We start from the raw sequence: 22,844 nt of genomic DNA on the forward strand, positions 1-22,844 counted from the left end.
CTGATTTGCAAGGAATTTCAGGCATAATTGTAACCTTTCCCCCAACCCATGCGAATATCCTTATGGCCCCACCACAAGGACCGCCCCCTTGCGCCTTCTCCTCACCCTCCTTGCCACCCTGGCCGCGCTCGCCCTCCCCGCCGCCGCGCAAACCACCGACCTCCGCTGCGGCCCGGACCTTTACCGTCCCGGCATCATCCTGACCGCGTCCCCCGTCTGCGGCGGCGTCTACAGCCAGCACGTCCCCGGTCTCGGTCGCCTGCATCTGGGCGTCTTCCACTCGCTCGACCGGTCGAAACCGGACGAGGCCGCCGGCCGGGTCATCAACCTCACCGCCGGCACCTTCTACCGCCTCACCGACGACCTCGCCGGCTATACCGATTACGGCATGCGGATCGAGGACGGGCATCCGGCCCTGGCGCTGTACCAGGACATCATCCATTACGCGTCCGACGATCTACGCTTCTTCGCGGGTTATGAGGGCGTGCGCTTCATCAACCGGTTCAACCGCGCCTATGACAGTTTCCACATCGCGGCGGAGCGCAATATCCGCCTGGACCAGGGCCGCCTGATCATCGATCTCGTCGCCATGGCCTATTGGACCCGCAAAGGCGACGGTGCCGCCGCCGACAGTTTCACCGGATTGAACCCCTGGGTGGAGGCGACATACCAGCCCTGGGCCAGCACCGGCCCCCGCTGGCGCCGTGTGCTGCGCTTCTATGCCCAGCTCGCCGGCTTCACCGGACAGCCGGGGCGCCCCGGCCTGGCGCTCACCGGCTTTGCCGGCATCCGCACCAGCTTTTGAGCATATGACTTCTAGGTAGGGACAGTCACCGTGCTGCATTTGCTAATGTAGGGCTTGGGCGCCGGCGCCGCCTTTGGCGGCTCCCCCTCACGGCCACCGGGAAACACCATGCAGAATATCGATATCGAGCGGGTTCAGCGCACCTTCGGCAAGGTTGCATTGCAAAAGGAGGCGGTGGCCGCCCAATTCTACGACCGGCTGTTCGAACTGGACAGCAGCCTGCGCCCCCTGTTCAAGGCCGACATCCGCGCCCAGGGCGAAAAGCTGATGTCGACCCTGGCCGTGGCCGTACGCAACCTGAAGACCCCCGACCTGATCCGCGACAGCATCGCGAAGATGGGACAGCGGCACCAGACCTATGGCGTGCGCGAGAAGGATTACGACACGGTCGCCGCCGCCCTGCTCTGGACGCTGGAGAAGAATCTGGGTCCGGACTTTACGCCGGAGGTCCGCAAATCCTGGACGGAGGTCTATCTGCTGGTGGCCGGGCTGATGAAGACGGCCTGACCCTTGCCAGCGGGGGCGCCGTCGTTGCATGGTCCGGCCGGAACGATGCCCTGAAGGACCGAACGATGCTGGACAATCTGCTGCGCGGTGTGACCGTCGCCGACCTGGAAGCGGCGATGGAGCGCCTGGGCCTGCCCGCCGAACAGGACCTGACCCCGTCCGGATCGCCCGTCCTGCGCTCGGCCATCGGCGGCCTGACCTTCAATATCCGCCCCGGCGCCCTGATCGACCAGGAGGCCGGGCGCTATGGCGATTATAATTTCAACCTGATGTTCCAGGTGCAGGAACGGTTCGACGCCTCCCTGCTGAACCAGTGGAACCGCCACAAGCGCTTCGCCCGCCTGTCCTTGCGCGACGATTTCCTGGTGCTGGAGATGGACTGCCTGTCCGTCGGCATCGCCGGCGACCAGATCCTGGCCAGCCTGGAACTCTGGGGCCGGCTGGTGGTGGAGGCGCTGAACTTCCTGCGCACCGCCCATGGCGGGGCGGCGGGGAATACGTAAACCAACGCTCATCATTCATGACCGTTGGTCGGCGGCGACCGCCGCCGCGCGGCTCATGCCGCGTGAGCCAAGCCACCGGATGGTGGCGCCCGGCGCCTGAGGGAACACGAAAAGACCAATCAACTCACGCTATACGGCACCACGCGGCGCTCATGCGCATCCACGCGCAGGGCCTTGCCGATGGGCGGGAAGGCCCGGTGCCGGCATTCCTCGCGGTCGCAGACCTTGCAGTTGGACCCGATCGGCACCGCCGCATCCACATCGCGCAGATCGAGGCCCGCCGAATAGACCACCTGGTCGGCATAGGCGATCTCGCACCCCAACCCCACCGCCGCCTCTCGCGGCCGCGACAGGTAGGAGTTGCCCTTGGCCACCACGGTGCGCGCGATGCACAGATATGTGGCGCCATCCGGCATCCGCGCCTGCTGCACCAATATCCGTCCCGGCTGGGCGAAGGCCTGGTGTACGTTCCACAGCGGACAGGCCCCGCCGAACCGCGCGAACTGGAACCGCGTGGCGCTGGACCGTTTGGCGATGTTGCCGGCCATGTCGACCTTGACGAAATAGAAGGGCACCCCCGGCATGCCCGGCCGCTGCATGGTGGACAGCCGGTGGCACACCTGCTCGAAGCTGACATTGAAATGCGCCGACAGCCGGTCGATATCGTACCGCATTCGTTGCGCTTCCGTAAGGAAGCGGCGATAAGGCAGGATCAATGCGCCTGCGAAATAATTGGCCAGTCCCACCCGCAATATCGACCGCGCCTCGATCGATGACAGCCCGGCCTCGGCCACCAGCCGTTCCACCTCCACCCCGTAATCCAGCAGCGCGATCTGGTGGGCGGCGAAGAATGTCCGGCTCTCGCGCCGCGTGCCTTCCGACACCAGCAATTCCTTGTCGTCCGGATCGTACCGCCACAGCACGTCGTGACGCGCCAGCATCGGCGACACCCGGATGGTCACCCCGTGCCGGTCGGCCAGATGCTGGGCCAGATGCTCCAGCAGCCGGTCCTTGGAGAAATGCCCGCTCTCGAACAGGTCTTCAGCCGCATGGTCCAGCGTGGCGAAATGGTTGCGCTGCTGCTGCACGAAATCGCGCACCTCGTCATAGGGGAAGGCGGCCGGCCCGAGGGCGGTCTCGTCGCCCCCCATCTTGTCGACCAGCGCCTTGTATTCCTCGTCCAGCCCCTGGTACGCGCGGTACAGTTTCAGCAGCGATCCCATGATGGCGGGGGCGGCCCGCACCGCATCGCGGATGCCGGCGAACGTCACCGACGCATCCCCGAACAACGGATCGCCCAGCACCTCGCGCAGTTCGGACGCCAGCCGCGTGTCGCTGTCATCGGCGAAATGGCTGGGCTCGACCGAGAAATAGGTGGACAGCCGGATCACGGCCGCGGCCGACAGCGGCCGCTGGTTATTCTCGATCTGGTTCAGATAGGAGGTTGAAAGCCCGACTTCCGTCGCCAACTGCGCCTGACTGATCCCACGCGTCTCTCGAAGACGGCGGATGCGTTCGCCTGCGTAGATTTTCGCGGTCATGCTTCGGCACTCTCCCCTTCGACGGACATGTGCCGTCGCCGGTATCAGCATACATCGCGCACCCATCTCCGTTCCATGCCCCGCATCGCGGCCCGGGGCGCGTGCCTGCCCTGTCCCCGCGCGGGCAAGGCAGCCGGACCCGCCGTGAAACGCCAAAGACCGACATCAATATCCGGTTCGGTGCGGCCAGCAATATTTGCGGTGATCGCCGGTTATTCATGCACGCCGCCCGTCATCGGCCCTTTCAACACCGAACGGCGGGAAATTTCTTCGTCTGTTCCTCAACAATCGAACCAGTGGGTGCTATCTAATACACTATCACCCTTGGTTGAATATATCATCGGTGGATTCTTTCCTGATGACATATGACTAATGCAGCGTTATACGACTCTCACTTCTAAACATTAACACGTGGAGATAATGAAATGTCGCGCATCCTCACGGCTTGGTTATCTGCCGCCATCATTTTTGCCACCCCGGCAATGGTCCAGGCACAGACGAAGCCCCTCTCGCTGGCAGCACTGCCGGTGCAGGATTTCGCCTTCTGCCTGAATACCGACGCCGCCGTGATCCTTTCCGCCCAGGTCGCGACCGAGGTCGGGGTGGTGATCACCAATGTCGGCAACAGCCTGACCAACACGTCGGGCACCATCGTGGTCGCCGCCAACAACTTCTATGGCAAGGGTGCGGGTTCCGAATGGAAGACGCAGATGGGGCAGTTCAACCTGCCCGGCGGCAACTGCTACAATGTCTCCTCGATGAACAAGACCACGTCTCCCGGTCCGGCGACCTGGGTCTGCGCCGCGACCAGCGGGGCCGCGTCCGGCGCGGGCGCCACCCTGACCGGCATCATCTCCACCCAGACCCAGGTGACGCCGATCGCGTCCGGCTATGTGGTGGCGGGGGTCAGCGCCACCCTGAACAATGCACCCGTGGTGAACTGCCCCTACTGATCCGCCACTGGCGCGGAGACCGGGATGCATAGGGATGGGGGCCGCCCGTGGCGACACGGGCGGTCCTCACCGTTTTTGCCGGCCGAATCGGTGATTTGCGAATTCGCAAAATTTGCAAACCTTGCGCTATGCCTTCGCAATTCCACACCCATCCACGCCTTCCCCCGGTAAGGCATAATTTGCAAACTCCGCCCCAACCTACCGATAACCATCGACCGGGGCGGAACCCATGCAGGACGTGCTGTTGAAGCTGGAAGAGATGCGGGCCGCTGCCCGGCAGGGCGGCGGGGAGAAGCGCATCGCCGGCCACCATGCCAAGGGCAAGCTGACGGCGCGCGAGCGCATCGAGATCCTGCTGGACGAGGGCTCGTTCGAGGAATGGGACATGTTCGTCGAGCATCGCTGCGCCGATTTCGGCATGGCGGCGCAGAAGGTCCCCGGTGACGGCGTCGTCACCGGCCACGGCACCATCAATGGCCGCCTGGTCTTCGTCTTCTCCCAGGATTTCACCGTCTTCGGCGGTTCCCTGTCGGAGGCGCATGCCGAGAAGATCTGCAAGATCATGGATCAGGCGATGAAGGTGGGTGCCCCCGTCATCGGCCTGAATGACAGCGGCGGTGCCCGCATCCAGGAGGGCGTGGCGTCGCTCGGCGGCTATGCCGAAGTGTTCCAGCGCAACGTGCTGGCGTCGGGCGTCGTGCCGCAGATTTCCCTGATCATGGGCCCGTGCGCCGGCGGTGCGGTCTATTCCCCCGCCATGACCGACTTCATCTTCATGGTGAAGGACAGCTCCTACATGTTCGTCACCGGCCCCGACGTGGTGAAGACCGTGACGCATGAGGTGGTGACGGCGGAGGAACTGGGCGGGGCCGTGACCCACACCGCCAAGTCCGGCGTGGCCGACCTGGCGTTCGAGAATGACGTCGTGGCCCTGCTGGAAACCCGCCGCCTTGTCGATTTCCTGCCGCTGTCCAACCGCGAAAAGCCGCCCTCGCGCCCCACGCCCGACATCGCCGACCGCCCGGAGATGAGCCTGGATACCCTGATCCCGGCCAATCCCAACAAGCCCTACGATATGAAGGAACTGATTCTGAAGATCGTGGATGAGGGCGATTTCTTCGAAATCCAGCCGGACTACGCGAAGAACATCATCACCGGCTTCGCCCGCATGCAGGGTTCTACCGTCGGCTTCGTCGCCAACCAGCCCATGGTGCTGGCCGGGTGCCTGGACATCGACAGCGCCATCAAGGCCGCGCGTTTCGTACGATTCTGCGACGCCTTCAACATCCCCATCGTCACCCTGGTCGACGTCCCCGGCTTCCTGCCCGGCACGTCCCAGGAATATAATGGCATCATCAAGCATGGCGCCAAACTGCTGTTCGCCTATGCCGAGGCCACCGTGCCCAAGGTCACCCTGATCACCCGCAAGGCCTATGGCGGCGCTTACGACGTGATGGCGTCCAAGCATCTGCGCGGCGACGTCAACTATGCCTGGCCGACCGCCGAGATCGCGGTCATGGGGCCCAAGGGGGCGGTGGAGATCATCTTCCGCGCCGACATGGGCGACCCCGCCAAGATCGAGGCGCGGACCGAGGAATACCGCCAGAAATTCGCCAATCCCTTCGTGGCGGCGGGCCGTGGCTATATCGACGACGTGATCATGCCCCACAATACCCGCCGCCGCCTGTGCAAGGCGCTGTCGATGCTGAAGAACAAGCAGCTCCAGAACCCCTGGAAGAAGCACGATAATCTGCCGCTCTGATCCGACGCGCCCGCACGAAGAGGCACCGTAAAATGTTCAAGAAGATCCTCATCGCCAACCGTGGCGAAATTGCCTGCCGCGTCATCAAGACCGCCCGCCGCATGGGCATCAAGACGGTGGCCGTCTATTCCGACGCCGATGCCGGCGCGCTTCACGTTGAGATGGCGGACGAGGCGGTGCATATCGGCCCCGCCCCCTCGGCCCAGTCCTATCTGATCGCCGACAAGATCATCGCCGCCTGCAAGCAGACGGGTGCCGAGGCGGTCCACCCCGGCTATGGCTTCCTGTCGGAAAAGGCGCCCTTCTGCGAGGCGCTGAAGCAGAACGGCATCGTCTTTATCGGCCCCGATGTGCATGCCATCGGCGCCATGGGCGACAAGATCGAGAGTAAGAAGCTGGCCAAGGCCGCCGGTGTCTCCACCGTTCCGGGATATCTGGGCGTCATCAAGGATGATGAGGAAGCGGTCGCCATCGCCCGCGACATCGGCTACCCCGTCATGATCAAGGCGTCGGCCGGCGGCGGTGGCAAGGGCATGCGGGTGGCCTGGAACGATGCGGAGGCGCGCGACGGCTTCCGCTCCGCCACGAATGAGGCCCGGTCCAGCTTCGCCGACGACCGCGTGTTCATCGAGAAATACATCACCGAGCCGCGCCACATCGAAATCCAGCTTCTGGCCGACGCGCATGGCAATGCCGTCTATCTGAACGAGCGTGAATGCTCCATCCAGCGCCGCCACCAGAAGGTGATCGAGGAGGCTCCCAGCCCGTTCCTGGACGCGGCCACCCGCAAGGCCATGGGCGAACAGTCGGTCGCCCTGGCCAAGGCGGTGCAGTACCGCAGCGCCGGCACGGTGGAATTCATCGTCGACAAGGACCGCAATTTCTACTTCCTGGAAATGAACACGCGGCTGCAGGTCGAACATCCGGTGACCGAGATGATCACCGGCCTCGACCTTGTCGAACTGATGATCCGGGTGGCAGCCGGTGAAAAGCTGCCTATCACCCAGGCCGATGTCGGCATCAATGGCTGGTCGCTGGAAGCGCGCGTCTATGCCGAGGAACCCACCCGTGGCTTCCTTCCCTCCACCGGCCGCGTCACCCGCTACCGCCCGCCCACCGAGGGCAAGCGCGACGACGGCGCCATCATCCGCGTCGATACCGGCGTGTATGAGGGGGGCGAGATCAGCATGTATTACGATCCCATGATCGCCAAGCTGATCACCTGGGCCCCCACGCGCGATCAGGCGACCGACGCCATGGCCGACGCGCTGGACGGGTTCCAAATCCGGGGCGTGGGTCACAATATCTCCTTCCTGACCTCGCTGATGCAGAAGCAGCGCTTTCGCGACGGCCGCCTGACCACCAATTTCATCGCGGAGGAATATCCCGACGGCTTCCACGGCCTCACGCCGGAACCCGCCGTGCGCGACCGCCTGCTGGCGCTGGCCACCGTTCTGCATCATCGCCGCGCCAGCCGCGACGCCATGATCTCCGGTCAGGTGGCGGGCCATGGGTTCCACGTGGCCCAGGATTGGGTGGCGCGCGCCGACCGCCAGAACCACAAGACCCACCTGTCCTTCGCCGGCGGTGCCGCCCTGGTCACGCTGGCCAGCGGCCCGCACGCCGTGATCGGCGACTGGGAAATCGGCCAGAGCCTGTGGCAGGGCACGGTGGCCGGTGTCGCCATGACGGTGCAGGTCGATATCAAGGGCACGTCGCTGATCCTCACCCATGGCGGCTTTGCCTTCGTGGTCGATGTCCTGACCCCGCGTGCCGCCGAACTGGCCGAGTTGATGCCGGTGAAACTGCCCCCCGACATGTCCAAATACCTGCTGAGCCCCATGCCGGGCCTGCTGGTCTCGGTGTCGGTCAAGGAAGGGGAGGCCGTGAAGGCCGGCCAGGAATTGGCCGTGGTGGAAGCCATGAAGATGGAAAACATCCTGCGCGCCGAAGCCGACGGCACGGTGAAAAAGGTCCACGCCGTGAAGGGCGCCAGCCTTGCGGTGGATGAGAAGATCATCGAGTTCGAGTGAGCGGAACGGCAAGGACGGGATGACACCCATGCAGCAGGCAATGGCAACGCTCAGGCTGATCCTCGCGGTCGCTCCGGCCTTGGCCTTGCCGTGGCGGAGGGTGTCATGACCGTTTCCAGACAGCGGCATCCCGCGAGATCCGTGACGCGCTTGGTTTTGTCGGTCGCTATCGCCGTCCCGGCGCACGCCACGTTATTCTGGATTACGCTGGCATTCTTGATGGACCGGCTCAGCGCACAGCTTCGCGAATATGGCGAACCGCTTTTCCTCATCATGGTCGGCAGTCTCAGCCTGTCGTTCGCCTACGGCATCGGATATCTGTTTCGTCTGGCCATCCCCGGCAAGGCACGCCTGGCAGCGACGGCGACCGCGTGTCTGCTTCCCTTGGGATGTGGAGCGTTTGTCCTATTCCTGTTCTGGTCGGCCCCGGCAACAACACCGCCACCACCCGACACCTATGAAGTCCCGGTTGACCCCCTCATCCCCGCCCTGATCCTCTACTTCGCCGCGACAGCGTCCGGCCTGTTGCTGGCCACTTGGCGTTCACAGCACCCCACTCCTCCCGTTGCCTCCCCCGGAGACCGTCCATGACCACCCAGTTCCCGACCAAGACCCTCGCCGACTGGGAAGCGCTCGCCGCCAAGGATGCCGGCAAGGATGCCCAGCTCTCCGACCTGACCCGCACCACGGCCGAGGGCTTGGCCGTCAAGCCGCTCTACACGGCCGAAGACCTGGAAGGCCTGGAGACCACCGGCACCCTGCCCGGCTTCGCGCCCTTCGTGCGCGGCCCCCGCGCCACCATGTATGCGGTCAAGCCCTGGACCATCCGCCAGTACGCGGGCTTCTCCACGGCGGAGGCCAGCAACAAATTCTACCGCGCGAACCTCGCCGCCGGACAGATGGGCCTGTCGGTGGCCTTCGATCTGGCCACCCATCGCGGCTATGACAGCGACCATCCCCGCGTCGTGGGCGATGTCGGCAAGGCCGGCGTGGCCATCGACAGCGTGGAGGATATGAAGATCCTGTTCGACGGCATCCCGCTCGACAAGATGTCCGTCTCCATGACCATGAACGGCGCGGTCCTGCCCATCCTGGCCATGTATATCGTGGCCGGTGAGGAACAGGGTGTCGACACGGCCAAGCTGTCCGGGACCATTCAGAATGACATTCTGAAGGAGTTCATGGTCCGCAACACCTATATCTATCCGCCCGAACCCAGCATGCGGATCATCGCCGACATCATCGAATACACGGCGAATTTCATGCCCAAGTTCAACTCCATCTCCATCTCCGGCTATCATATGCAGGAGGCCGGGGCCACGGCGGTGCAGGAACTGGCCTTCACCCTGGCCGACGGCATGGAATATGTCCGCGCCGCCCTGGCCAAGGGCCTGAACGTCGACAAGTTCGCCCCGCGCCTCAGCTTCTTCTTCGCCATCGGCATGGATTTCTTCATGGAGGTGGCGAAGCTGCGCGCCGCCCGCCTGCTCTGGGCCAAGCTGATGGACAAGCATTTCCAGCCCAAGGATGCCCGCTCCCTGGCGCTGCGCACCCACTGCCAGACCTCCGGCGTGTCGCTCACCGAGCAGGACCCCTACAACAACGTCATCCGCACGACGATCGAGGCCATGGCCGCCATCATGGGCGGCACGCAGAGCCTGCACACCAACAGCTTTGACGAGGCCCTGGGCCTGCCGACCCCGTTCAGCGCCCGCATCGCCCGCAATACCCAGTTGATCATCGCCGAGGAAACCCGCATCCCCCACGTCGTCGATCCCCTGGGCGGCAGCTACTATGTCGAACACCTGACGGCCAGCTTGGCCGAAGCCGCCGAAAAGCTGATCGACCAGGTGGAGGACATGGGCGGCATGACCAAGGCCGTGGAGAGCGGCCTGCCCAAGCTGATGATCGAGGAGGCGGCCGCCCGCCGCCAGGCCCGCATCGACCGGGGGGAGGAGGTGATCGTCGGCGTCAACAAATACCGCCCGCAGAACCCCGAGACCGTCGACGTCCTCGACATCGACAATACCGCCGTGCGCGAGGCCCAGGTCGCCCTCCTGAAGACCATCCGCGCCAGCCGCGATGAAGCCAAGGTCCGCGAGACCCTTTCCGCCCTCACCGAAGCCGCCCAGGCCAAATCCGGCAACCTGCTGGCCCTGGCGGTGGATGCCGCCCGCGCCCGCGCCACCGTTGGGGAGATTTCCGACGCCATGGAAGAGGTCTTCACAAGGCATCGAGCCACCATCCGCTCCGTCTCCGGCGTCTATGGCGCGGCGTATGAGGGCGATGCCGGTTTCCAGCAGATCCAGAAGGATGTCGCCGACTTCGCCGAGACCGAGGGCCGCCGCCCCCGCATGCTGGTGGTGAAGATGGGCCAGGACGGCCATGACCGGGGTGCCAAGGTCATCGCCACCGCCTTCGCCGATATCGGCTTCGACGTGGACGTGGGGGCTTTGTTCCAGACGCCGGAGGAGGCCGCCCGCCAGGCCATCGAGAACGACGTGCATGTCGTCGGCGTCTCCAGCCTCGCCGCCGGCCACAAGACCCTGGTCCCGCAACTGGCCGCGGCCCTGAGGGAACAGGGTGCCGGCGACATCCTGATCGTCTGCGGCGGCGTCATCCCGCCCCAGGATTACGATTTCCTGCTGAACGCCGGTGCCGCCGCCATCTACGGCCCCGGCACCAACATCCCCAAGGCGGCGGCGGAGATCATGGGGATGGTGCGGGGCAAGCGGGGGGCGTGAGGGCTTCTCACGCTCTCTCCCGTCATCCCGGCGAAAGCCGGGACCCAGGGGCCAGATGCCCGACCCCTCAGCCGCGTTTGGCAAGGCAAACCGCGCCGTAGAGACTGTGGCCCCTGGGTCCCGGCGTTCGCCGGGATGACGAAAAGTGATGCTTCTGGCCTTAAGGTAGCGCCCATGGGCGAAAGCGGGGACCCAGCGTGAGGCGCGGTCAGCGCCGATATGACTCATATCCCCGCTGGCCCCGCATCGACGGCTCCTCCATCTCCCACCGTCCCCGTCCCCAGCGCCACGGCGCCCACCACCGCGCAGCACTGACCCAGCGCATCCGCGCCATCCCCCACCCCGCCGACACCGGCGTCCCGCACCGCCCACATAGGGCGGCGCGCAGCGACCCAACCGTCCCGGCCAGGGCGGGCGCATGCCAGAAGCAGTGCGGACAAACCCCATGCCAGTGCCATTCCCGCACGGAAACCGGGATCGGATCACCGCAAAGGTCTCGCATCTCGTCAAGCATTGGACCGCCGCGGCACCGTCAGATCGTCTCCTGCCCGCGCCGATCCCCGGCACTGGCGGAATAGGCGGCCATCGCGGCCAGATCATCGCAGGCACTGTCCAGCAGCATCAGGGTCAGCGCGCCAAAGGCCGAACTGCGCGCATGGCCTTCCGTGCGCAGCCGGTCACCGACAACCGCCACCTTGCGCCAGACATCCGCCGGCCCCACGGCGGGCATCTGTGCCAGCGCGGTCACCGTAACCGCCTGCTGCTGGTTGCGTTCAACCCGCGCATCCTCGCTCAATCCCGGCAGGGGACAACTGAGATCGATCAATTTTTGATGGAGGCGACGAACCGGCGTATCGCCCCCTCGCGGTTCCTTCATCATCGCCCCCCTCCCATATCCGGCCCCGCAGACAGTTGCCCAGCGCGAGCGCGGTTCGGCCCGCCCTCTTTGCGGCTCAAATTATCCTTACATAATACGATATTCAAATACTAATCGTATTATCATCAGATTTCAACGCCCGGCATGTCGTAGTATGGTCAGACATGACCACAGATAATCGCTTCGGACTCAGATTAAAGCAGCTGCGAAACCTACGGGGCCACAGCCAGGATCGGCTGGCCGAACTGACCGGTTTGTCTTCCGATGCCATCTCCAACCTGGAACGCGGCATCAACCTGCCCGGCCTGGACACGGTCGATGTCCTGCGCACGGCGCTCGACGTGCAGGTCTGGGAATTGCTGGACTATATGGGCACGGCTCCGGCTCCCGATCCGGCTCGACAGCGGCTGGAAACCCGCCTACTGACCACCGTGCGGCAACTTGATCGGGATTTGCTGGAAACGGCTGTGGAGCAGGCGGAGAGTCTGCTGAAATATGCCAAGCGCGGGGAGTAAAGGACGCAGGTCCTCGCACCTCAAAACCCGCCGTAGGTCGGGGTAAGCCCAATCGAACCCCGACAATCCCCGGCTTCAGGCTTTATATCCCGTGCGGTCCGCCAATATAGGCGAGGATAAGCCGGGACAGCTTGTCCTCACTGCCCGCGAAGCTTTCGATCATGGCAGACATGACTTGCACGGGGTCAAGGGCGCCGTCATTCACGGCATAGCCCGCGTTCGCTGCAAGCAGCGTCAGGAAGGCCAGCTGGGTGCGACCGTTTCCCTCACGGAATGGATGCACGGCATTGATCTCGGCCAGCAGATGAGCCGTGCGCGTTGCGAACTCGACAGCCGGCAGTTTGGCGACCTTGTCCGGATCGCCATATTCCCGGAATGCCCGCGCCAGTTCGCCTTGTATATATTCCGGAAAGCAGAACCAGTTGCCGGCCTTGCCGACACGGATCGACCGGACCTGCCCTGCCCAGTCATACACATCCTGGAACAGGTGACGGTGGATGCTCAGATAATGCGCGACATCAAACTTGCCGGCAGGAAACGGCTCGTCGGCCCGAATGAGGAAAAGCGCGAGTTCCGCCTCGTCGAGGGTTTCCTGACGCCCAGCAGGTTGCGAAGCACCGTCGTTCCAGGAACCCACAGCGGATCGTCATCGGCGCTATAGAGCAAAGGGGTTCTACTTCCGGCGCAGTGTTTCCAGCACCATCGCCCGGCGCTCATCTCCGGACAACCCCTGCGCCGCCCCTTGACGCAGCGTGGCCGCCATCCGGGGTGACAGCGCCAGCCCCTCGACAGCACTGATCTTCTCACCCCGTTCGCTGGTGAGAATGAACCGGCCCGTCCTGGCCATCTGTCGAAGTTCAAGGTGATGGGCTTTCATGACCAAAGCCTATCACGATGGTTCGACAACCGCCACCCTGCCCGAAGCGCCGCCCCTCGACCCCGCCGTCAAGCCGGGACCCGTATCCTCAGGAATTCAGCTCGGCCTGGCATCTCGGCTTGATCGACGTTTCATTGATGTAAAACAGGAAGATTATAAAGAATATCGCGGGTATGACGGCTCCCGTGACCAATCCAAATATCGCCTCTATGATGATGAGGATAACCGCCAGCACCAGCGCCGCCAGGATGGCGCAATATAGACAACAATTGCCGCAGAGATTGGGAAGCGAAATGAAGCCGGCGACCATTCCGGCAAATGCGCCGATGGCGATCAGCACGCCCGCAACGGTGCTGAGTTCCGCCAAAACCAGGGGCGCGCTGCTTGGGGCGGCCGTGGCCATGATGGCAAAGGTCACCCCCAGTCCCAGCACCATCATCAGCATGAGCAATTTACAGCCGACCGTCCGCCAGAAGGACGCCCCGATCTTGGCCAGATAATCCTGACACGTCCTGCACATCACGCATTCGATCGCAGGGGGCCCACCCCCCGTACCGGAAGTGGCGCAATCGGTGGCGGCGCATTTCTGCACATTGATTGCGAGGCTTGTCGTCTGCTGGCAGCCGCTTGGGGCCGTCACGCTCAGCGTCGCCGTGGGCGAACCGCCGCTCGTATAGAAATGGTGGAAGGTGAAGCTCTGCGGACCACCCCCACCGGAACCGAACTGCACATTGGCGCCGTCGCCGAACGACAGGTTGAACTGCGTCGCCGTGGCGCCCTGTCCGCATCCCGCATATGTCATCGCATCGACATAGAATACGTATTTGCGCGCGCACACCCCGTTGCCATCCTTCTGGCAGCCGAGATCCGTCGCCGAGAGTGAAAGATTGTCCGGGCATTTTGCCGGACTGTTGCAGGCCGGAACGATGATCGTGACACTTCCATAGGTGCAGGGCGTAGGATGGATCGCCATCAGCGTGGCGACATAGGGCGATCCCGCGGCGCTCAATTCGACCGGCAATTGCACGTTCGGGGATGCCGACGCGGTCGAAAACGCCACGGAATTCCAGGCGACGATGTTGCCCGCCTGATCCTTGATCTGCCATTGCAGCGTCGCGGGACCGCAGGGCGGCGACGGCGGGGCGAAACCGGCGCTCAGAACGACGAGGCGCCCGCAATTGTCCCCGCAATCGCCGACCTGGGCCGATAGCGGACCTGTGATCGCACAGCAATCCGGCGGCGCGCAGGCGTCGAGATGCAGCGTGATCGCGGATGCGGGACAGGACCCATGCAGGCTGTCTTCGATGCTGACTATATAGTCCGTCGCAACCGCCGATGGGTATATCCTGCTTTCCTGAAACGAGAACGAACCAAGGGTGGTGTATACGTTCGATCCGCTGAAACTGTTATTATGTCCATAATCGATGGCCAGAACATAGGGCAGGCATCTCGGATCATTCAGCGTGAAGGAGACGAGGAAATCCACCTGCCGTTCACCATTCACGCAAGGTCCGATCGTGGGCGTGATGGTGAAATCAACGCAGCAATCGCCCCCGCAGGGCAGCTTGATCTGCTGGTCGGCAAAGCAATCCTTGACTGAAAGACAGGTGACACGCACGCGATAGTCGCGACCACAGGGCAGCGGACGGCCAGGCGGTGCCGTCAAGGTCGCCGTCACCGTGCCGCCGGACGTGAAGGCGGTGGTCGATAGCAAGGGGGTGGCGGCCCCGACCTCGAAGATTTCGATGGAAACCTCGTCGCAACCGGAAACCGAGGCGGTCACGGTGACCGACTGGAATCCCCCGTTCTGCGAGGTGCCGACGCCCGCAAAGGACGTGATCGAAATATCGCAGGTCATGGCGCGCCCCTCCAGACGATATTCTCGGGATGGATTCTCGCTTTGATTTGTTCTGGTAATATCCCGAACTCTGCGCCTACTTTCGGGTTTCGACAAGCCCGGTTCGGGGGCGCAGGGGCGATTTATACCAGATCCCGGTGAGTGGAACTCATCGGGATCTGGTTCGGCGGCGACTGCCGCCGCGCCGCGCACATGCGGCGTGAAGCCAAGCCGCGGATGCGGTGCCGGCGCCTGAAAACCCGCCTGCTGACCACCGCGCGGCAGCTCGACGCAGAGGCAATGGACGCAAAGACCCTGATAGATAAGCTTATCTTGTCACTGTAAATTAGCTTACCCCGGCCAAAACCCCATGCCCAACACCTCCCCCACACTCCACGGACACGCTTCCGGAAACCGCCCCCGCGCCAACCCCGTTTCCGCCACCGCCAGCAACGCCGCCTTCCGGTACGCATCCACCAGCGCCGCATCCAACCCCGCCCGCAGGCTGGGATTGTCGGCCAGATGATCCTCAAGGTCGTCGCGTTGCACCAGGATGGTGGCCTCCCAACTGGTGCCACGCCGCTCGGGCTGATACTGCCATTTCAGCAGGTGCAGAAGCAGGATGGTCAGGCGACTGATCAACTCCCGCTTCTCACTGCGTCCCATGCTTTCGATTTCCTCGGCGATATGGGCGATGTCGGCTTCCGACAGATTGCCGGCGCGCAGAAGGGCCGCCTGCCGCTGCGTCCAGGCGTAAAAGTCCTTTTCGTAAAGGTCATAGAGGCCGCCATCCATGGCATCGCCCTCCGCCGGTCCCGATCTCGATAATGTGGCGCGAAAATCCCGCGCCGTCCACCCTCACCCCAGATCGCGCAAATCCCGTCGCCCATCCACCACGCGCACGATCTCCACCCATTCCACCGGCCCATCATCGGTGTCCGGCTGCGTCTCGAACAGGATCAGGTAAGGCCCCTCCACCAATGCACGCGCCGACGGTGCGATGTCGGGACGTCTCGATCCCAGGCGGGGAAAGCTGGATAATCGTTCGATCTGGGCGCCAATGGCCTGGATCACCCGTGTGGCCGCCGCTGGATTGTCTCGCGCAATGGCAAGCCAGATATCCTCCAGGTCCCGCTCCGCCACATGCGTGCGGAATACCCGTATCACTCGCCGCCCGCCCGCCGTGCCTTGGCCCGGGCAAGTACCTGCTCCACATCGAACGGTTCTCGCCCACCACCCGCCTTGCCCTCGTTCCAGGCCTGGCGCAGGCGGGCCAACTCATCCTGCCGCTGCGCCCGCTTGACCTGCCAGTCACGCACGGCTTCGCGCACGATCTCGCTGGTCGTGGCGTAATCGCCCGTCTCGACGGCGTCGCGCATGGCGGTCAACTGATTGCCCGTCACGGCGACACTGATCTTCTGGATGTCGGGCATGACGCCCTCCAAAGTAGGAGTTGGTAGTAGATAGTACGACCAGCGTGCCGCCCGGTCCATGCCCACGTGTAGGCATGTCCACATGCCCACACCCCACCACTCTTGCTCTCCCCTTGAACTTAATATAGGAATATAGTCCAGAGCAACCTCCCAAACCCCGGAGCCCTGCCATGGCACAGCCCCACCTCACCGATCCCCCGCCCAAGGAATATTCCCTGGACCCGGCCTATGACGACCTGACCCCGACCGAGCAGGCGCAATCCTGGTGGCGTGGGTCGGACGATGCCGAGGCGGTGCGGGCCGGCGATGATGTCGAATGGGCGCATGAGGAATATTTCCCCTCCGGCCTGGGCCGCTCGCGCCTGAATGATGAACAATGGGCTCGCGTGGCCTATTTCATCGCGTCCGGCGTTTCGGTGATGGAGGTGGCGAAATATTTCGGGGTGTCCCGCACCACCATCTGGCGCGGGATGCAGCGTTCGTCGGGCCTGCGCTATCGCATCCTGCATGAACGCAAGATGTTCCAGCGGGAAAGCGACAACCGGTTCGTGGCCCTGCGCCAGGCCGTGGTGACCGGGTTGCAGCAGGCGATCAGCGCCGGCAATGTCCGCGTCCTGCTCTGGGCCGCCCAGCGGCTGGACCTGGGTGGCACCATCCTGCCGGAAGAGGAACGGTTGCCCATCCGCCGCCCCACCCCGCGTCCGCGCCCACAGCGCGCGCCGGCCGCCGTGCGGGAAATCCTGGCGGCAGCGCGCGAACAGGTCACGCCCGTCATCCCGGTACCGGCCGAAGAACCGGCGACGGGGATGATAACCGTGACTGCCCCCGACCCCTTACCCCCCATCCCGGAAGATGCGCCGATAGCGGCAACGGCAACCGCCCCTCCCGCCGATGCCCCCATCGACACCGCCGAAGCCACGGCCCCGCTGTCCCCCATCACCCTCGTCCCCCGCCGGGCACGTGAACCGGTGCGGCGCCTGCTGACCAAGGGCAGGAAGCGGCGGCCACCGATCCCGCAACTGGTCGACGATGTGGACTGGCTGGAGACAGATGCGATGCTGGCCAACACGGAAAACCGGGCCCGGGCGCGCCCGACCTGCACCGCCGCCGAACCGCTGGACCCGTATCGCCCCTTGCGTAACTACCGCTGGCCGTGACGGGCCCGGATCGTGATCATCCGATCACGATCCGGCACGGCGGCGACCGCCGCCGCGCGGCACGTGCCGCTGCGCCCAAGCCCACGGATGTGGGCGCCGGCGATTGAGGCCAAAGGAAATGCAACACGCCCCCATGATCTGTTGCATTTGGTTGCACGAACCTTCCGGAGGCCCCGATCAGGCGATACCGAACCAGTCCGCATCCACCGGTGCCGCCCGTCCCTCGCCATAACCGAAGACCAGGAAATGCTCCAGGCCTGACGACTGGATATTGGCCAGGTCGGGATTGGCGGCGATATAGGCGGCGACATTGAAATAGGGGCTGGCGCTGCGCCCCTCATGGATGCCGAAATTCAGCCAGTGCGACAGCGCCGCCTTGGCATCGGTGCCGAATGCCGACCCCAGATCCTGATATTTCGACAGATAGTAATTGGCGTCGAAGAAGATGTCGGGCGCGCGGCCCTCCAGGCGGCCATACATCTCCCAATGCTGGCGACCGCTGGCGAAATTGCCGGCCTGCACGGCCGCCGCCACGTCGGGATTCTGGCGCAGGTAGAACGCCTCATCCACCAGGTTCATCTCCAGCCGGCCCTTCTCGGCATAGCCGAACTTGACCCAGTGATCATGGCCCGACGCATAGGTGCCGGCCTTCACCGCCGCCGCGACATCCGGGTTGAACAGCAGATAGGCCTTCTCGTCGAACGCCGCCGTGGCCGGCAGGGTCTGGAGGAAATGCGCCGACTTGTTGAAGACCAGCACCTCGACATTGCTGACGATATCGGTGCCGTCGGGCGAATTGGCCCGGTTGTCCCGCACCTCCAGCGTGCCGTCGGCCAGCGTCGTCATTGTGTAGTCGGTCTTGGCCCCGCCATAGAGGGCGGTGTCCACCCCGGCCCCGCCATCCAGCCGGTCATTGCCCGCCCCGCCCGACAGGATATCGGCCCCGGCACCGGCATTGATCGTGTCATTGCCGGCCAGGCCCAGCAACCGCTCCGGCAGGCCCGTTCCGGTCAGCGTGTCCGCCAGGCCGGTGCCGACGATCCGCCGTGCCGCGTCATCATCGGCGATGACGATGTCGATGCGCGTGGTCAGCCCGCCATTGAAGATGGCATTGTCGGCCGACGACAGCTGCACGAAGAAACCTTCCGGCCCTTCCGGGATATTGTCGGGATAGACCGGCACCTGCAGCACCAGCTGCGTCTGCCCGGCGGCGATCACGCCGCGCCCGCCCAGCGGCAGGAAGTCAACCCGGTCGGTCGCGTCCACGCCGGCCATGTGGTAGGTGAAGCTGACATCCTGGGCCTGCGCCGCCGACAGGGTGATGGTGACGGGGACATAGGTGATGCCCGTCCCTTCCGCCGCGGTACCGGCCGCCACGGTCAGGGTCGGCGGCGTATAGGTGGGGGCCGTCGTGCTGGGTGCGGTCAGGGCCCCGGTGATATTCACGATGCCCGTGGCATGGCTGTTGTTGATCGTGGCGCGGATGGCCGCCTGATCGCCGCTGCCCCACCAGTTGCCGCCCAACTGTATCTGGCCGGCATCGCCATAAAGGCTCATCGCCGTCTGGCCGTTGGAGAAGAAGCTGTTGCCGGTGGCCGTGAAGCCGTAGCCCTGGATGGGGCCCAGCGGGTCGCTGTAATCGAAATAGGCATTGTCGCGGAAGATGACATTGCCCAGGCTGAAGATCGACCCCGAGCGGATGAAGACGTTCCCCTCGATGCCGGCCCCGGTTCCGGCCCGCAGATAGGGGGCGTTATAGGCGGCAAAGGCGGTATCGGTGAAGGTCGAGTTCCGGATGGAAAAGACCCCGCCCGATGCCGGCACCGGCATGTTGATACTGCCGCCGGTGAAGATGGCATGGTCGATGCGGATCGACCCCTCGTTGAAGCTCCAGCCCGAAATGGTGCTGTTGGTGAAACGCACCGGATTGCCCGCCGTGCCGGCCAGGACCAGGTCGAAAGCGCTGGTGAAATTGGAATTCTCGACGGTCACGCCACCCTGGATGGTCAGCTTCGCGCCGTTGGAAAGCACGACCTCGCTGTCCCGGATCACCGTGCCGGCGGTCCAGACCGTATCTTGGGTAATATTGATGGTTGCCATTTTTTCCTCGTCAGGAAACCGGTGTCCGCACGGGTACGGGGAACCCCATCCCCTTGCGCGCGATATCGCCGGCATTTCCGCCCCCGGAGCCTGAAACCTATCATGCCGCTGCCGCTTGAACATAGGCAGGCAAAAGCGATAGGACGCGAGGTCACAGGCCGTCGCCGCCATACCACCCATGCGACGTAGCCGAGGGCGCCTTATGCGCCCGCCCGGCGACCGAGGGGCGGGAAAGTGTCCGGGCATAGCCTATCCACTACCGGAGCGCGCATTTTGGCGTGACTTGTTCGCCGCCCATGCCTATGCTGCCGGCAACCGATGGGAAGCGGAAGGATATGGAAATGCGCGTAACGCGGCGTGATCTGCTGGCGGGCGGTGCCGCCCTGGCCGGCCTGGGTGTGGTGGCGACGGGGGACATGGCGGCGGCGAAGACCACCCGTCTGCCCCGCTATGTCCGCCATGACGTGGCCAGCCCGGAGGGGCAGCGCATGCTGCAAGGCTATGCCAAGGCCGTGGCCACCATGCTGGAAAAGCCGGCGACCGATCCCCACAACTGGTTCCGCAACGCCTTCGTCCATTACATGGACTGTCCGCATGGCAATTGGTGGTTCTTCGTCTGGCACCGGGGCTATCTGGGCTATGTCGAACAGACCATCCGCAAATATAGCGGCATGGATGATTTCGCCTTCCCCTATTGGGATTGGAGCCACCAGCCCTTCCTGCCGCCCGGCATGTTCAATGGCGTGCTGACCCCGGTTGCCGATGCCTATGCGAAGTACGCCCGCGACCTGGACACATTCACCGCCTTCATCAAGCCGACGATGCAGAGCTATTTCAACGGCCTGAACGCATCGCAGAAGGTGCAGCAGAACCTGCGTGGCAACACCGATTTCGGCAAGCTGTGGGATGGGGTGGCCGGCACCAACGGCGTGGATATCGGCGACCGCGCCTTTGCCGAAACGGCCCGGGCCCGCTATTGCACGGCGGCCAAGCCGGATTTGAGCCCCGCGATCAAGGGATATTGCAGCCCGGCGGAGATCGCCAAGGATCTGGCGCCCGTCCTGTTCAATGCCGATAACGAGAATACCAGCTTCACCAGTTCCAAGACCGACTCGCACAACGCCATGCCGCGGCAGGGCGTGACCTTCTTCTCCCTGCTGGAGCGCTGGCCGCACAACAATGTGCATAATTTCATCGGCGGTGTGGGCAATTGGCCGGGCGATGGCCCCTTCGGCAACATGACCAACAACCTGTCGCCGGTGGACCCGATCTTCTTCCTGCACCATGCCAACATGGACCGGCTCTGGTGGCTGTGGGAGGACAAGCAGCGGGCCCAGGGCGGCGAGACCCTGCCCAAGGATCCCAAGACGCTGGCGGAATTCAAGAACGACCAGTTCCTGTTCTTCTGGACCGCCGAGGGCAAGCCGGTCCTGAACGCAACGGCGGGCGATTTCATCGACCCCGCCCGGTTCGACTACCGCTATGGTTCGCCCGTGGGCACGGAACTGACCACGCAGGTCGCCGCCCTGGCGCAGGAGAAGCCGGCGCCGCGCAAGCGCCTGCTGGCCACGGCCCCCAACAATGCGGCGGTGGAATCCCTGTCCGACTGGTCTATCGGTCTGGCCGCCGGCCCGCTGCAGGCCGTCATCACCTTCACCCGGCCCATGACCGGGGCCGTGCGCAGCTACAGCGTCCTGCTGAACGCGCCGGACGATGTGAAGACCGCCGGACCCGACAATCCCTATTTCACGGGCTCCATCGATTTCTTCGGCGGGCCGATGGCCGGCATGCCGCACCAGTACCGGTTCAGCGTGACCTTGAAGCCGGAACTGGTGGCCAAGGCCGGCGGCCATCTGGACCTGCGCCTGGTCCCCGGCCCCTCCTGGCCCAACGCGCCGGCACCGGCCATCGAGGATCTGCAAATCCGGGGCGGGTAAGCACCCGACCGTAGGTCAGGTCGAGCGAAGCGAGCCCTGACAGGCATGGTAAACAGCTTTGCCGTCAGGGCTCGGGCTTTCGCCCTCGACCTGACCTACGCCACCTCCTCATACTGCCCCAGCAGCCGGCGCAGGCGCTGGCTCTCCGGCTTCATCATCCGGTGATAGCGCCAGGCATGGATGCCGGTCGCGATGGTGAAGCCCACCCCTGCCAGCAGGGCGAAATCCCGGATATTGCGCGCACTCATCTTGTCCACATCCCCCAGCTGCATCACCGCCAGCGCCAGGGCGGCCAGGAACAGCGGCACCGCCACCGCCATGATCCGCACCCGCCGCAGCGCCGCCTCGTTCTGGGCCAGCAGGGCCCGCAGATTGCCGGGCAGCGACGGGCCGGGCGCATCCGCCGCCCCGTCATATCCACGTCGCACCACCAGCCCATAGACACCCCAGGCAATCGCCAGCATCAGCAGCGCCCCCCATTCCCGCACCGGGTCGACCACCCCGCGCCAGGCGATGGAATAAAGCGCCACCAGGCTCCATCCGCCCAGCGCCACCCCGACCAGCCCCATGCGCAGCCGGAAATCACGCCGCTGGCGCGCCACCTCACCCATCAGGCTGTCGATCAGGTAAAGGCCCGCCGCCTTTTCCGGCTTGTTGGCCGCTCCGGCCCAGGCCCGCTCCAGCATTTCCATATCCATGCTCATATCTCTTCCTCCGCCGCCTCGATCTGGGATATAATTCCTGATAACCGGACCCTGGCGCGTGTCAGCCGGACACCGACGGCGCCTTCGCCCATTTCATGCATCTGTGCGATGTCGCGGTATGGAACCCCGTCCAGCGCCAGCAGCAGGATCGACCGGTCCAGGGCCGGTAATTGCCGGATGGCGGCATAAAGCCGGTCCAGCATCCGTACCTCGTCGGGGTCGGCTGCCAGCGCCGTGCGCCGCACGGCCTCCGCCGCCGCCTCGGCATCCCGCCGCACCCTCCCGCCCTCGCGCCCCCGCCAGGTGAGCGCGCAATTATGGGCGACGCGGTAGATGAAGGTGATGGGCTGGCTGTCGCCGCGAAAGGCCGGCATGGCACGCCACACGGCCAGCATCAGTTCCTGGAGAAGGTCCGGCTGGTCGGCGGGCGGGGCAAAGCCCCGCGCGACCCGGTGCAGCAGGTCCAGATGCAACCGCATCCATTCCCGGAACATCGCCTCGCGCCCACCATCCATCATCCGCTCCCGTTCGATCCGATGGATTAGACAGGCGCCGACCC

23 protein-coding genes are annotated in these 22,844 nt (G+C 64.5%); 12 read left to right on the forward strand and 11 right to left on the reverse strand.

All coding sequences use genetic code 11. The features are described from left to right. Positions 1-88 precede the first annotated feature (88 nt). The 3 genes from ACM9HJ_RS23105 (at position 89) to ACM9HJ_RS23115 (ending at position 1,815) form a co-directional block, all read left to right on the forward strand. Positions 89-805 carry a hypothetical protein gene (locus ACM9HJ_RS23105; protein WP_416574128.1) on the forward strand — a complete coding sequence of 239 codons (717 nt, stop codon included), beginning with the start codon at positions 89-91 and terminating at the stop codon, positions 803-805. 108 nt (positions 806-913) lie between these two features. Next, entirely contained in the window at positions 914-1,312 is a 399-nt protein-coding gene (locus ACM9HJ_RS23110) for a globin family protein (protein WP_416574129.1), read from the forward strand. A 65-nt stretch (positions 1,313-1,377) separates the two neighbouring features. Continuing rightward, the gene (locus ACM9HJ_RS23115; RefSeq protein ID WP_416574130.1) at positions 1,378-1,815 is read left to right on the forward strand and encodes a YbjN domain-containing protein; all 438 of its coding nucleotides are present in this window, start codon (positions 1,378-1,380) and stop codon (positions 1,813-1,815) included. Between the two features lie 119 nt (positions 1,816-1,934). Here ACM9HJ_RS23115 and ACM9HJ_RS23120 read toward each other — a convergent pair whose 3' ends face one another. Further along, the gene (locus ACM9HJ_RS23120; RefSeq protein WP_416574131.1) at positions 1,935-3,356 is read right to left on the reverse strand and encodes a helix-turn-helix domain-containing protein; all 1,422 of its coding nucleotides are present in this window, start codon (positions 3,354-3,356) and stop codon (positions 1,935-1,937) included. A 425-nt stretch (positions 3,357-3,781) separates the two neighbouring features. Here ACM9HJ_RS23120 and ACM9HJ_RS23125 point away from each other — a divergent pair, with 425 nt between their 5' ends. The 5 genes from ACM9HJ_RS23125 to scpA all read left to right on the forward strand — a co-directional run bounded on the left by ACM9HJ_RS23125 (position 3,782) and on the right by scpA (position 10,848). Next, positions 3,782-4,309, forward strand: a complete 528-nt coding sequence (locus tag ACM9HJ_RS23125; protein ID WP_416574132.1) for a hypothetical protein — start codon at positions 3,782-3,784, stop codon at positions 4,307-4,309. Positions 4,310-4,538: 229 nt separating this feature from the next. Next, complete coding sequence (locus ACM9HJ_RS23130; RefSeq protein ID WP_416574133.1) at positions 4,539-6,071, forward strand: acyl-CoA carboxylase subunit beta; 1,533 nt, start codon at positions 4,539-4,541, stop codon at positions 6,069-6,071. 32 nt (positions 6,072-6,103) lie between these two features. Next, the gene (locus ACM9HJ_RS23135; RefSeq protein ID WP_416574134.1) at positions 6,104-8,104 is read left to right on the forward strand and encodes an acetyl-CoA carboxylase biotin carboxylase subunit; all 2,001 of its coding nucleotides are present in this window, start codon (positions 6,104-6,106) and stop codon (positions 8,102-8,104) included. A gap of 105 nt (positions 8,105-8,209) precedes the next feature. Continuing rightward, positions 8,210-8,695, forward strand: coding sequence for a hypothetical protein (locus ACM9HJ_RS23140; protein WP_416574135.1), 486 nt, complete (start codon positions 8,210-8,212; stop codon positions 8,693-8,695). Continuing rightward, positions 8,692-10,848: a methylmalonyl-CoA mutase gene (gene scpA / locus ACM9HJ_RS23145; protein ID WP_416574136.1), complete on the forward strand. Its 2,157-nt coding sequence runs from the start codon at positions 8,692-8,694 to the stop codon at positions 10,846-10,848. The genes ACM9HJ_RS23140 and scpA overlap by 4 nt, the downstream gene beginning before the upstream one ends. 532 nt (positions 10,849-11,380) lie before the next feature. Here scpA and ACM9HJ_RS23150 read toward each other — a convergent pair. Then, positions 11,381-11,728, reverse strand: a complete 348-nt coding sequence (locus tag ACM9HJ_RS23150) for a hypothetical protein (protein ID WP_416574137.1) — start codon at positions 11,726-11,728, stop codon at positions 11,381-11,383. A 161-nt stretch (positions 11,729-11,889) separates the two neighbouring features. Between ACM9HJ_RS23150 and ACM9HJ_RS23155 the strand changes: the two genes are divergently transcribed. Further along, positions 11,890-12,240: a helix-turn-helix domain-containing protein gene (locus ACM9HJ_RS23155; protein WP_416574138.1), complete on the forward strand. Its 351-nt coding sequence runs from the start codon at positions 11,890-11,892 to the stop codon at positions 12,238-12,240. An 82-nt stretch (positions 12,241-12,322) separates the two neighbouring features. Here ACM9HJ_RS23155 and ACM9HJ_RS23160 read toward each other — a convergent pair whose 3' ends face one another. From ACM9HJ_RS23160 to ACM9HJ_RS23170, 3 genes are all read right to left on the reverse strand, one after another. Further along, on the reverse strand, positions 12,323-12,877 hold the full coding sequence (locus ACM9HJ_RS23160) for a Fic/DOC family protein (RefSeq protein WP_416574139.1): 555 nt from the start codon (positions 12,875-12,877) through the stop codon (positions 12,323-12,325). A 36-nt stretch (positions 12,878-12,913) separates the two neighbouring features. Next, complete coding sequence (locus ACM9HJ_RS23165; RefSeq protein WP_416574140.1) at positions 12,914-13,087, reverse strand: hypothetical protein; 174 nt, start codon at positions 13,085-13,087, stop codon at positions 12,914-12,916. Positions 13,088-13,205: 118 nt separating this feature from the next. Continuing rightward, positions 13,206-14,975 carry a hypothetical protein gene (locus ACM9HJ_RS23170; RefSeq protein ID WP_416574141.1) on the reverse strand — a complete coding sequence of 590 codons (1,770 nt, stop codon included), beginning with the start codon at positions 14,973-14,975 and terminating at the stop codon, positions 13,206-13,208. A 141-nt stretch (positions 14,976-15,116) separates the two neighbouring features. On the opposite strand from ACM9HJ_RS23170, the gene ACM9HJ_RS23175 reads away from it, so the two are divergent. Then, positions 15,117-15,299 (forward strand): hypothetical protein, encoded by a 183-nt coding sequence (locus ACM9HJ_RS23175; protein ID WP_416574142.1) that lies wholly within the window; start codon positions 15,117-15,119, stop codon positions 15,297-15,299. Positions 15,300-15,305: 6 nt separating this feature from the next. Here the strand turns inward: ACM9HJ_RS23175 and ACM9HJ_RS23180 are convergent, their stop codons facing one another. The 3 genes from ACM9HJ_RS23180 to ACM9HJ_RS23190 all read right to left on the reverse strand — a co-directional run bounded on the left by ACM9HJ_RS23180 (position 15,306) and on the right by ACM9HJ_RS23190 (position 16,387). Further along, a complete protein-coding gene (locus ACM9HJ_RS23180) occupies positions 15,306-15,749 on the reverse strand; it encodes a DUF29 domain-containing protein (protein ID WP_416574143.1) in 444 nt (147 codons plus the stop codon). 63 nt (positions 15,750-15,812) lie between these two features. Then, a complete protein-coding gene (locus ACM9HJ_RS23185) occupies positions 15,813-16,121 on the reverse strand; it encodes a type II toxin-antitoxin system RelE/ParE family toxin (protein WP_416574144.1) in 309 nt (102 codons plus the stop codon). Continuing rightward, on the reverse strand, positions 16,118-16,387 hold the full coding sequence (locus ACM9HJ_RS23190) for a ribbon-helix-helix domain-containing protein (protein ID WP_416574145.1): 270 nt from the start codon (positions 16,385-16,387) through the stop codon (positions 16,118-16,120). Before ACM9HJ_RS23190 ends, ACM9HJ_RS23185 begins: the two co-directional genes overlap by 4 nt. Positions 16,388-16,557: 170 nt before the next feature. Between ACM9HJ_RS23190 and ACM9HJ_RS23195 the strand changes: the two genes are divergently transcribed. Further along, complete coding sequence (locus ACM9HJ_RS23195; RefSeq protein ID WP_416574146.1) at positions 16,558-17,544, forward strand: helix-turn-helix domain-containing protein; 987 nt, start codon at positions 16,558-16,560, stop codon at positions 17,542-17,544. Between the two features lie 177 nt (positions 17,545-17,721). Here the strand turns inward: ACM9HJ_RS23195 and ACM9HJ_RS23200 are convergent, their stop codons facing one another. Beyond that, entirely contained in the window at positions 17,722-19,644 is a 1,923-nt protein-coding gene (locus ACM9HJ_RS23200) for a Calx-beta domain-containing protein (protein ID WP_416574147.1), read from the reverse strand. Between the two features lie 341 nt (positions 19,645-19,985). On the opposite strand from ACM9HJ_RS23200, the gene ACM9HJ_RS23205 reads away from it, so the two are divergent. Then, positions 19,986-21,581, forward strand: coding sequence for a tyrosinase family protein (locus tag ACM9HJ_RS23205; protein WP_416574148.1), 1,596 nt, complete (start codon positions 19,986-19,988; stop codon positions 21,579-21,581). 95 nt (positions 21,582-21,676) lie between these two features. On the opposite strand, the gene ACM9HJ_RS23210 is transcribed toward ACM9HJ_RS23205, so the two are convergent. Further along, a complete protein-coding gene (locus ACM9HJ_RS23210) occupies positions 21,677-22,285 on the reverse strand; it encodes a hypothetical protein (RefSeq protein WP_416574149.1) in 609 nt (202 codons plus the stop codon). Next, complete coding sequence (locus ACM9HJ_RS23215) at positions 22,282-22,803, reverse strand: RNA polymerase sigma factor (RefSeq protein WP_416574150.1); 522 nt, start codon at positions 22,801-22,803, stop codon at positions 22,282-22,284. Before ACM9HJ_RS23215 ends, ACM9HJ_RS23210 begins: the two co-directional genes overlap by 4 nt. Positions 22,804-22,844 lie beyond the last annotated feature (41 nt).

This window comes from Niveispirillum sp. KHB5.9, from assembly GCF_048066115.1.
Lineage (GTDB): Bacteria > Pseudomonadota > Alphaproteobacteria > Azospirillales > Azospirillaceae > Niveispirillum.

Coding starts and splice junctions, on each gene's coding strand:
- ACM9HJ_RS23110 (WP_416574129.1), top strand. CDS start 914: ATGCAGAATATCGATATCGAGCGGGTTCAGCGCACCTTCGGCAAGGTT.
- ACM9HJ_RS23115 (WP_416574130.1), top strand. CDS start 1,378: ATGCTGGACAATCTGCTGCGCGGTGTGACCGTCGCCGACCTGGAAGCG.
- ACM9HJ_RS23120 (WP_416574131.1), bottom strand. CDS start 3,356: ATGACCGCGAAAATCTACGCAGGCGAACGCATCCGCCGTCTTCGAGAG.
- ACM9HJ_RS23125 (WP_416574132.1), top strand. CDS start 3,782: ATGTCGCGCATCCTCACGGCTTGGTTATCTGCCGCCATCATTTTTGCC.
- ACM9HJ_RS23130 (WP_416574133.1), top strand. CDS start 4,539: ATGCAGGACGTGCTGTTGAAGCTGGAAGAGATGCGGGCCGCTGCCCGG.
- ACM9HJ_RS23135 (WP_416574134.1), top strand. CDS start 6,104: ATGTTCAAGAAGATCCTCATCGCCAACCGTGGCGAAATTGCCTGCCGC.
- ACM9HJ_RS23140 (WP_416574135.1), top strand. CDS start 8,210: ATGACCGTTTCCAGACAGCGGCATCCCGCGAGATCCGTGACGCGCTTG.
- scpA (WP_416574136.1), top strand. CDS start 8,692: ATGACCACCCAGTTCCCGACCAAGACCCTCGCCGACTGGGAAGCGCTC.
- ACM9HJ_RS23150 (WP_416574137.1), bottom strand. CDS start 11,728: ATGATGAAGGAACCGCGAGGGGGCGATACGCCGGTTCGTCGCCTCCAT.
- ACM9HJ_RS23155 (WP_416574138.1), top strand. CDS start 11,890: ATGACCACAGATAATCGCTTCGGACTCAGATTAAAGCAGCTGCGAAAC.
- ACM9HJ_RS23165 (WP_416574140.1), bottom strand. CDS start 13,087: ATGGCCAGGACGGGCCGGTTCATTCTCACCAGCGAACGGGGTGAGAAG.
- ACM9HJ_RS23170 (WP_416574141.1), bottom strand. CDS start 14,975: ATGACCTGCGATATTTCGATCACGTCCTTTGCGGGCGTCGGCACCTCG.
- ACM9HJ_RS23180 (WP_416574143.1), bottom strand. CDS start 15,749: ATGGATGGCGGCCTCTATGACCTTTACGAAAAGGACTTTTACGCCTGG.
- ACM9HJ_RS23190 (WP_416574145.1), bottom strand. CDS start 16,387: ATGCCCGACATCCAGAAGATCAGTGTCGCCGTGACGGGCAATCAGTTG.
- ACM9HJ_RS23195 (WP_416574146.1), top strand. CDS start 16,558: ATGGCACAGCCCCACCTCACCGATCCCCCGCCCAAGGAATATTCCCTG.
- ACM9HJ_RS23200 (WP_416574147.1), bottom strand. CDS start 19,644: ATGGCAACCATCAATATTACCCAAGATACGGTCTGGACCGCCGGCACG.
- ACM9HJ_RS23205 (WP_416574148.1), top strand. CDS start 19,986: ATGCGCGTAACGCGGCGTGATCTGCTGGCGGGCGGTGCCGCCCTGGCC.
- ACM9HJ_RS23210 (WP_416574149.1), bottom strand. CDS start 22,285: ATGAGCATGGATATGGAAATGCTGGAGCGGGCCTGGGCCGGAGCGGCC.
- ACM9HJ_RS23215 (WP_416574150.1), bottom strand. CDS start 22,803: ATGATGGATGGTGGGCGCGAGGCGATGTTCCGGGAATGGATGCGGTTG.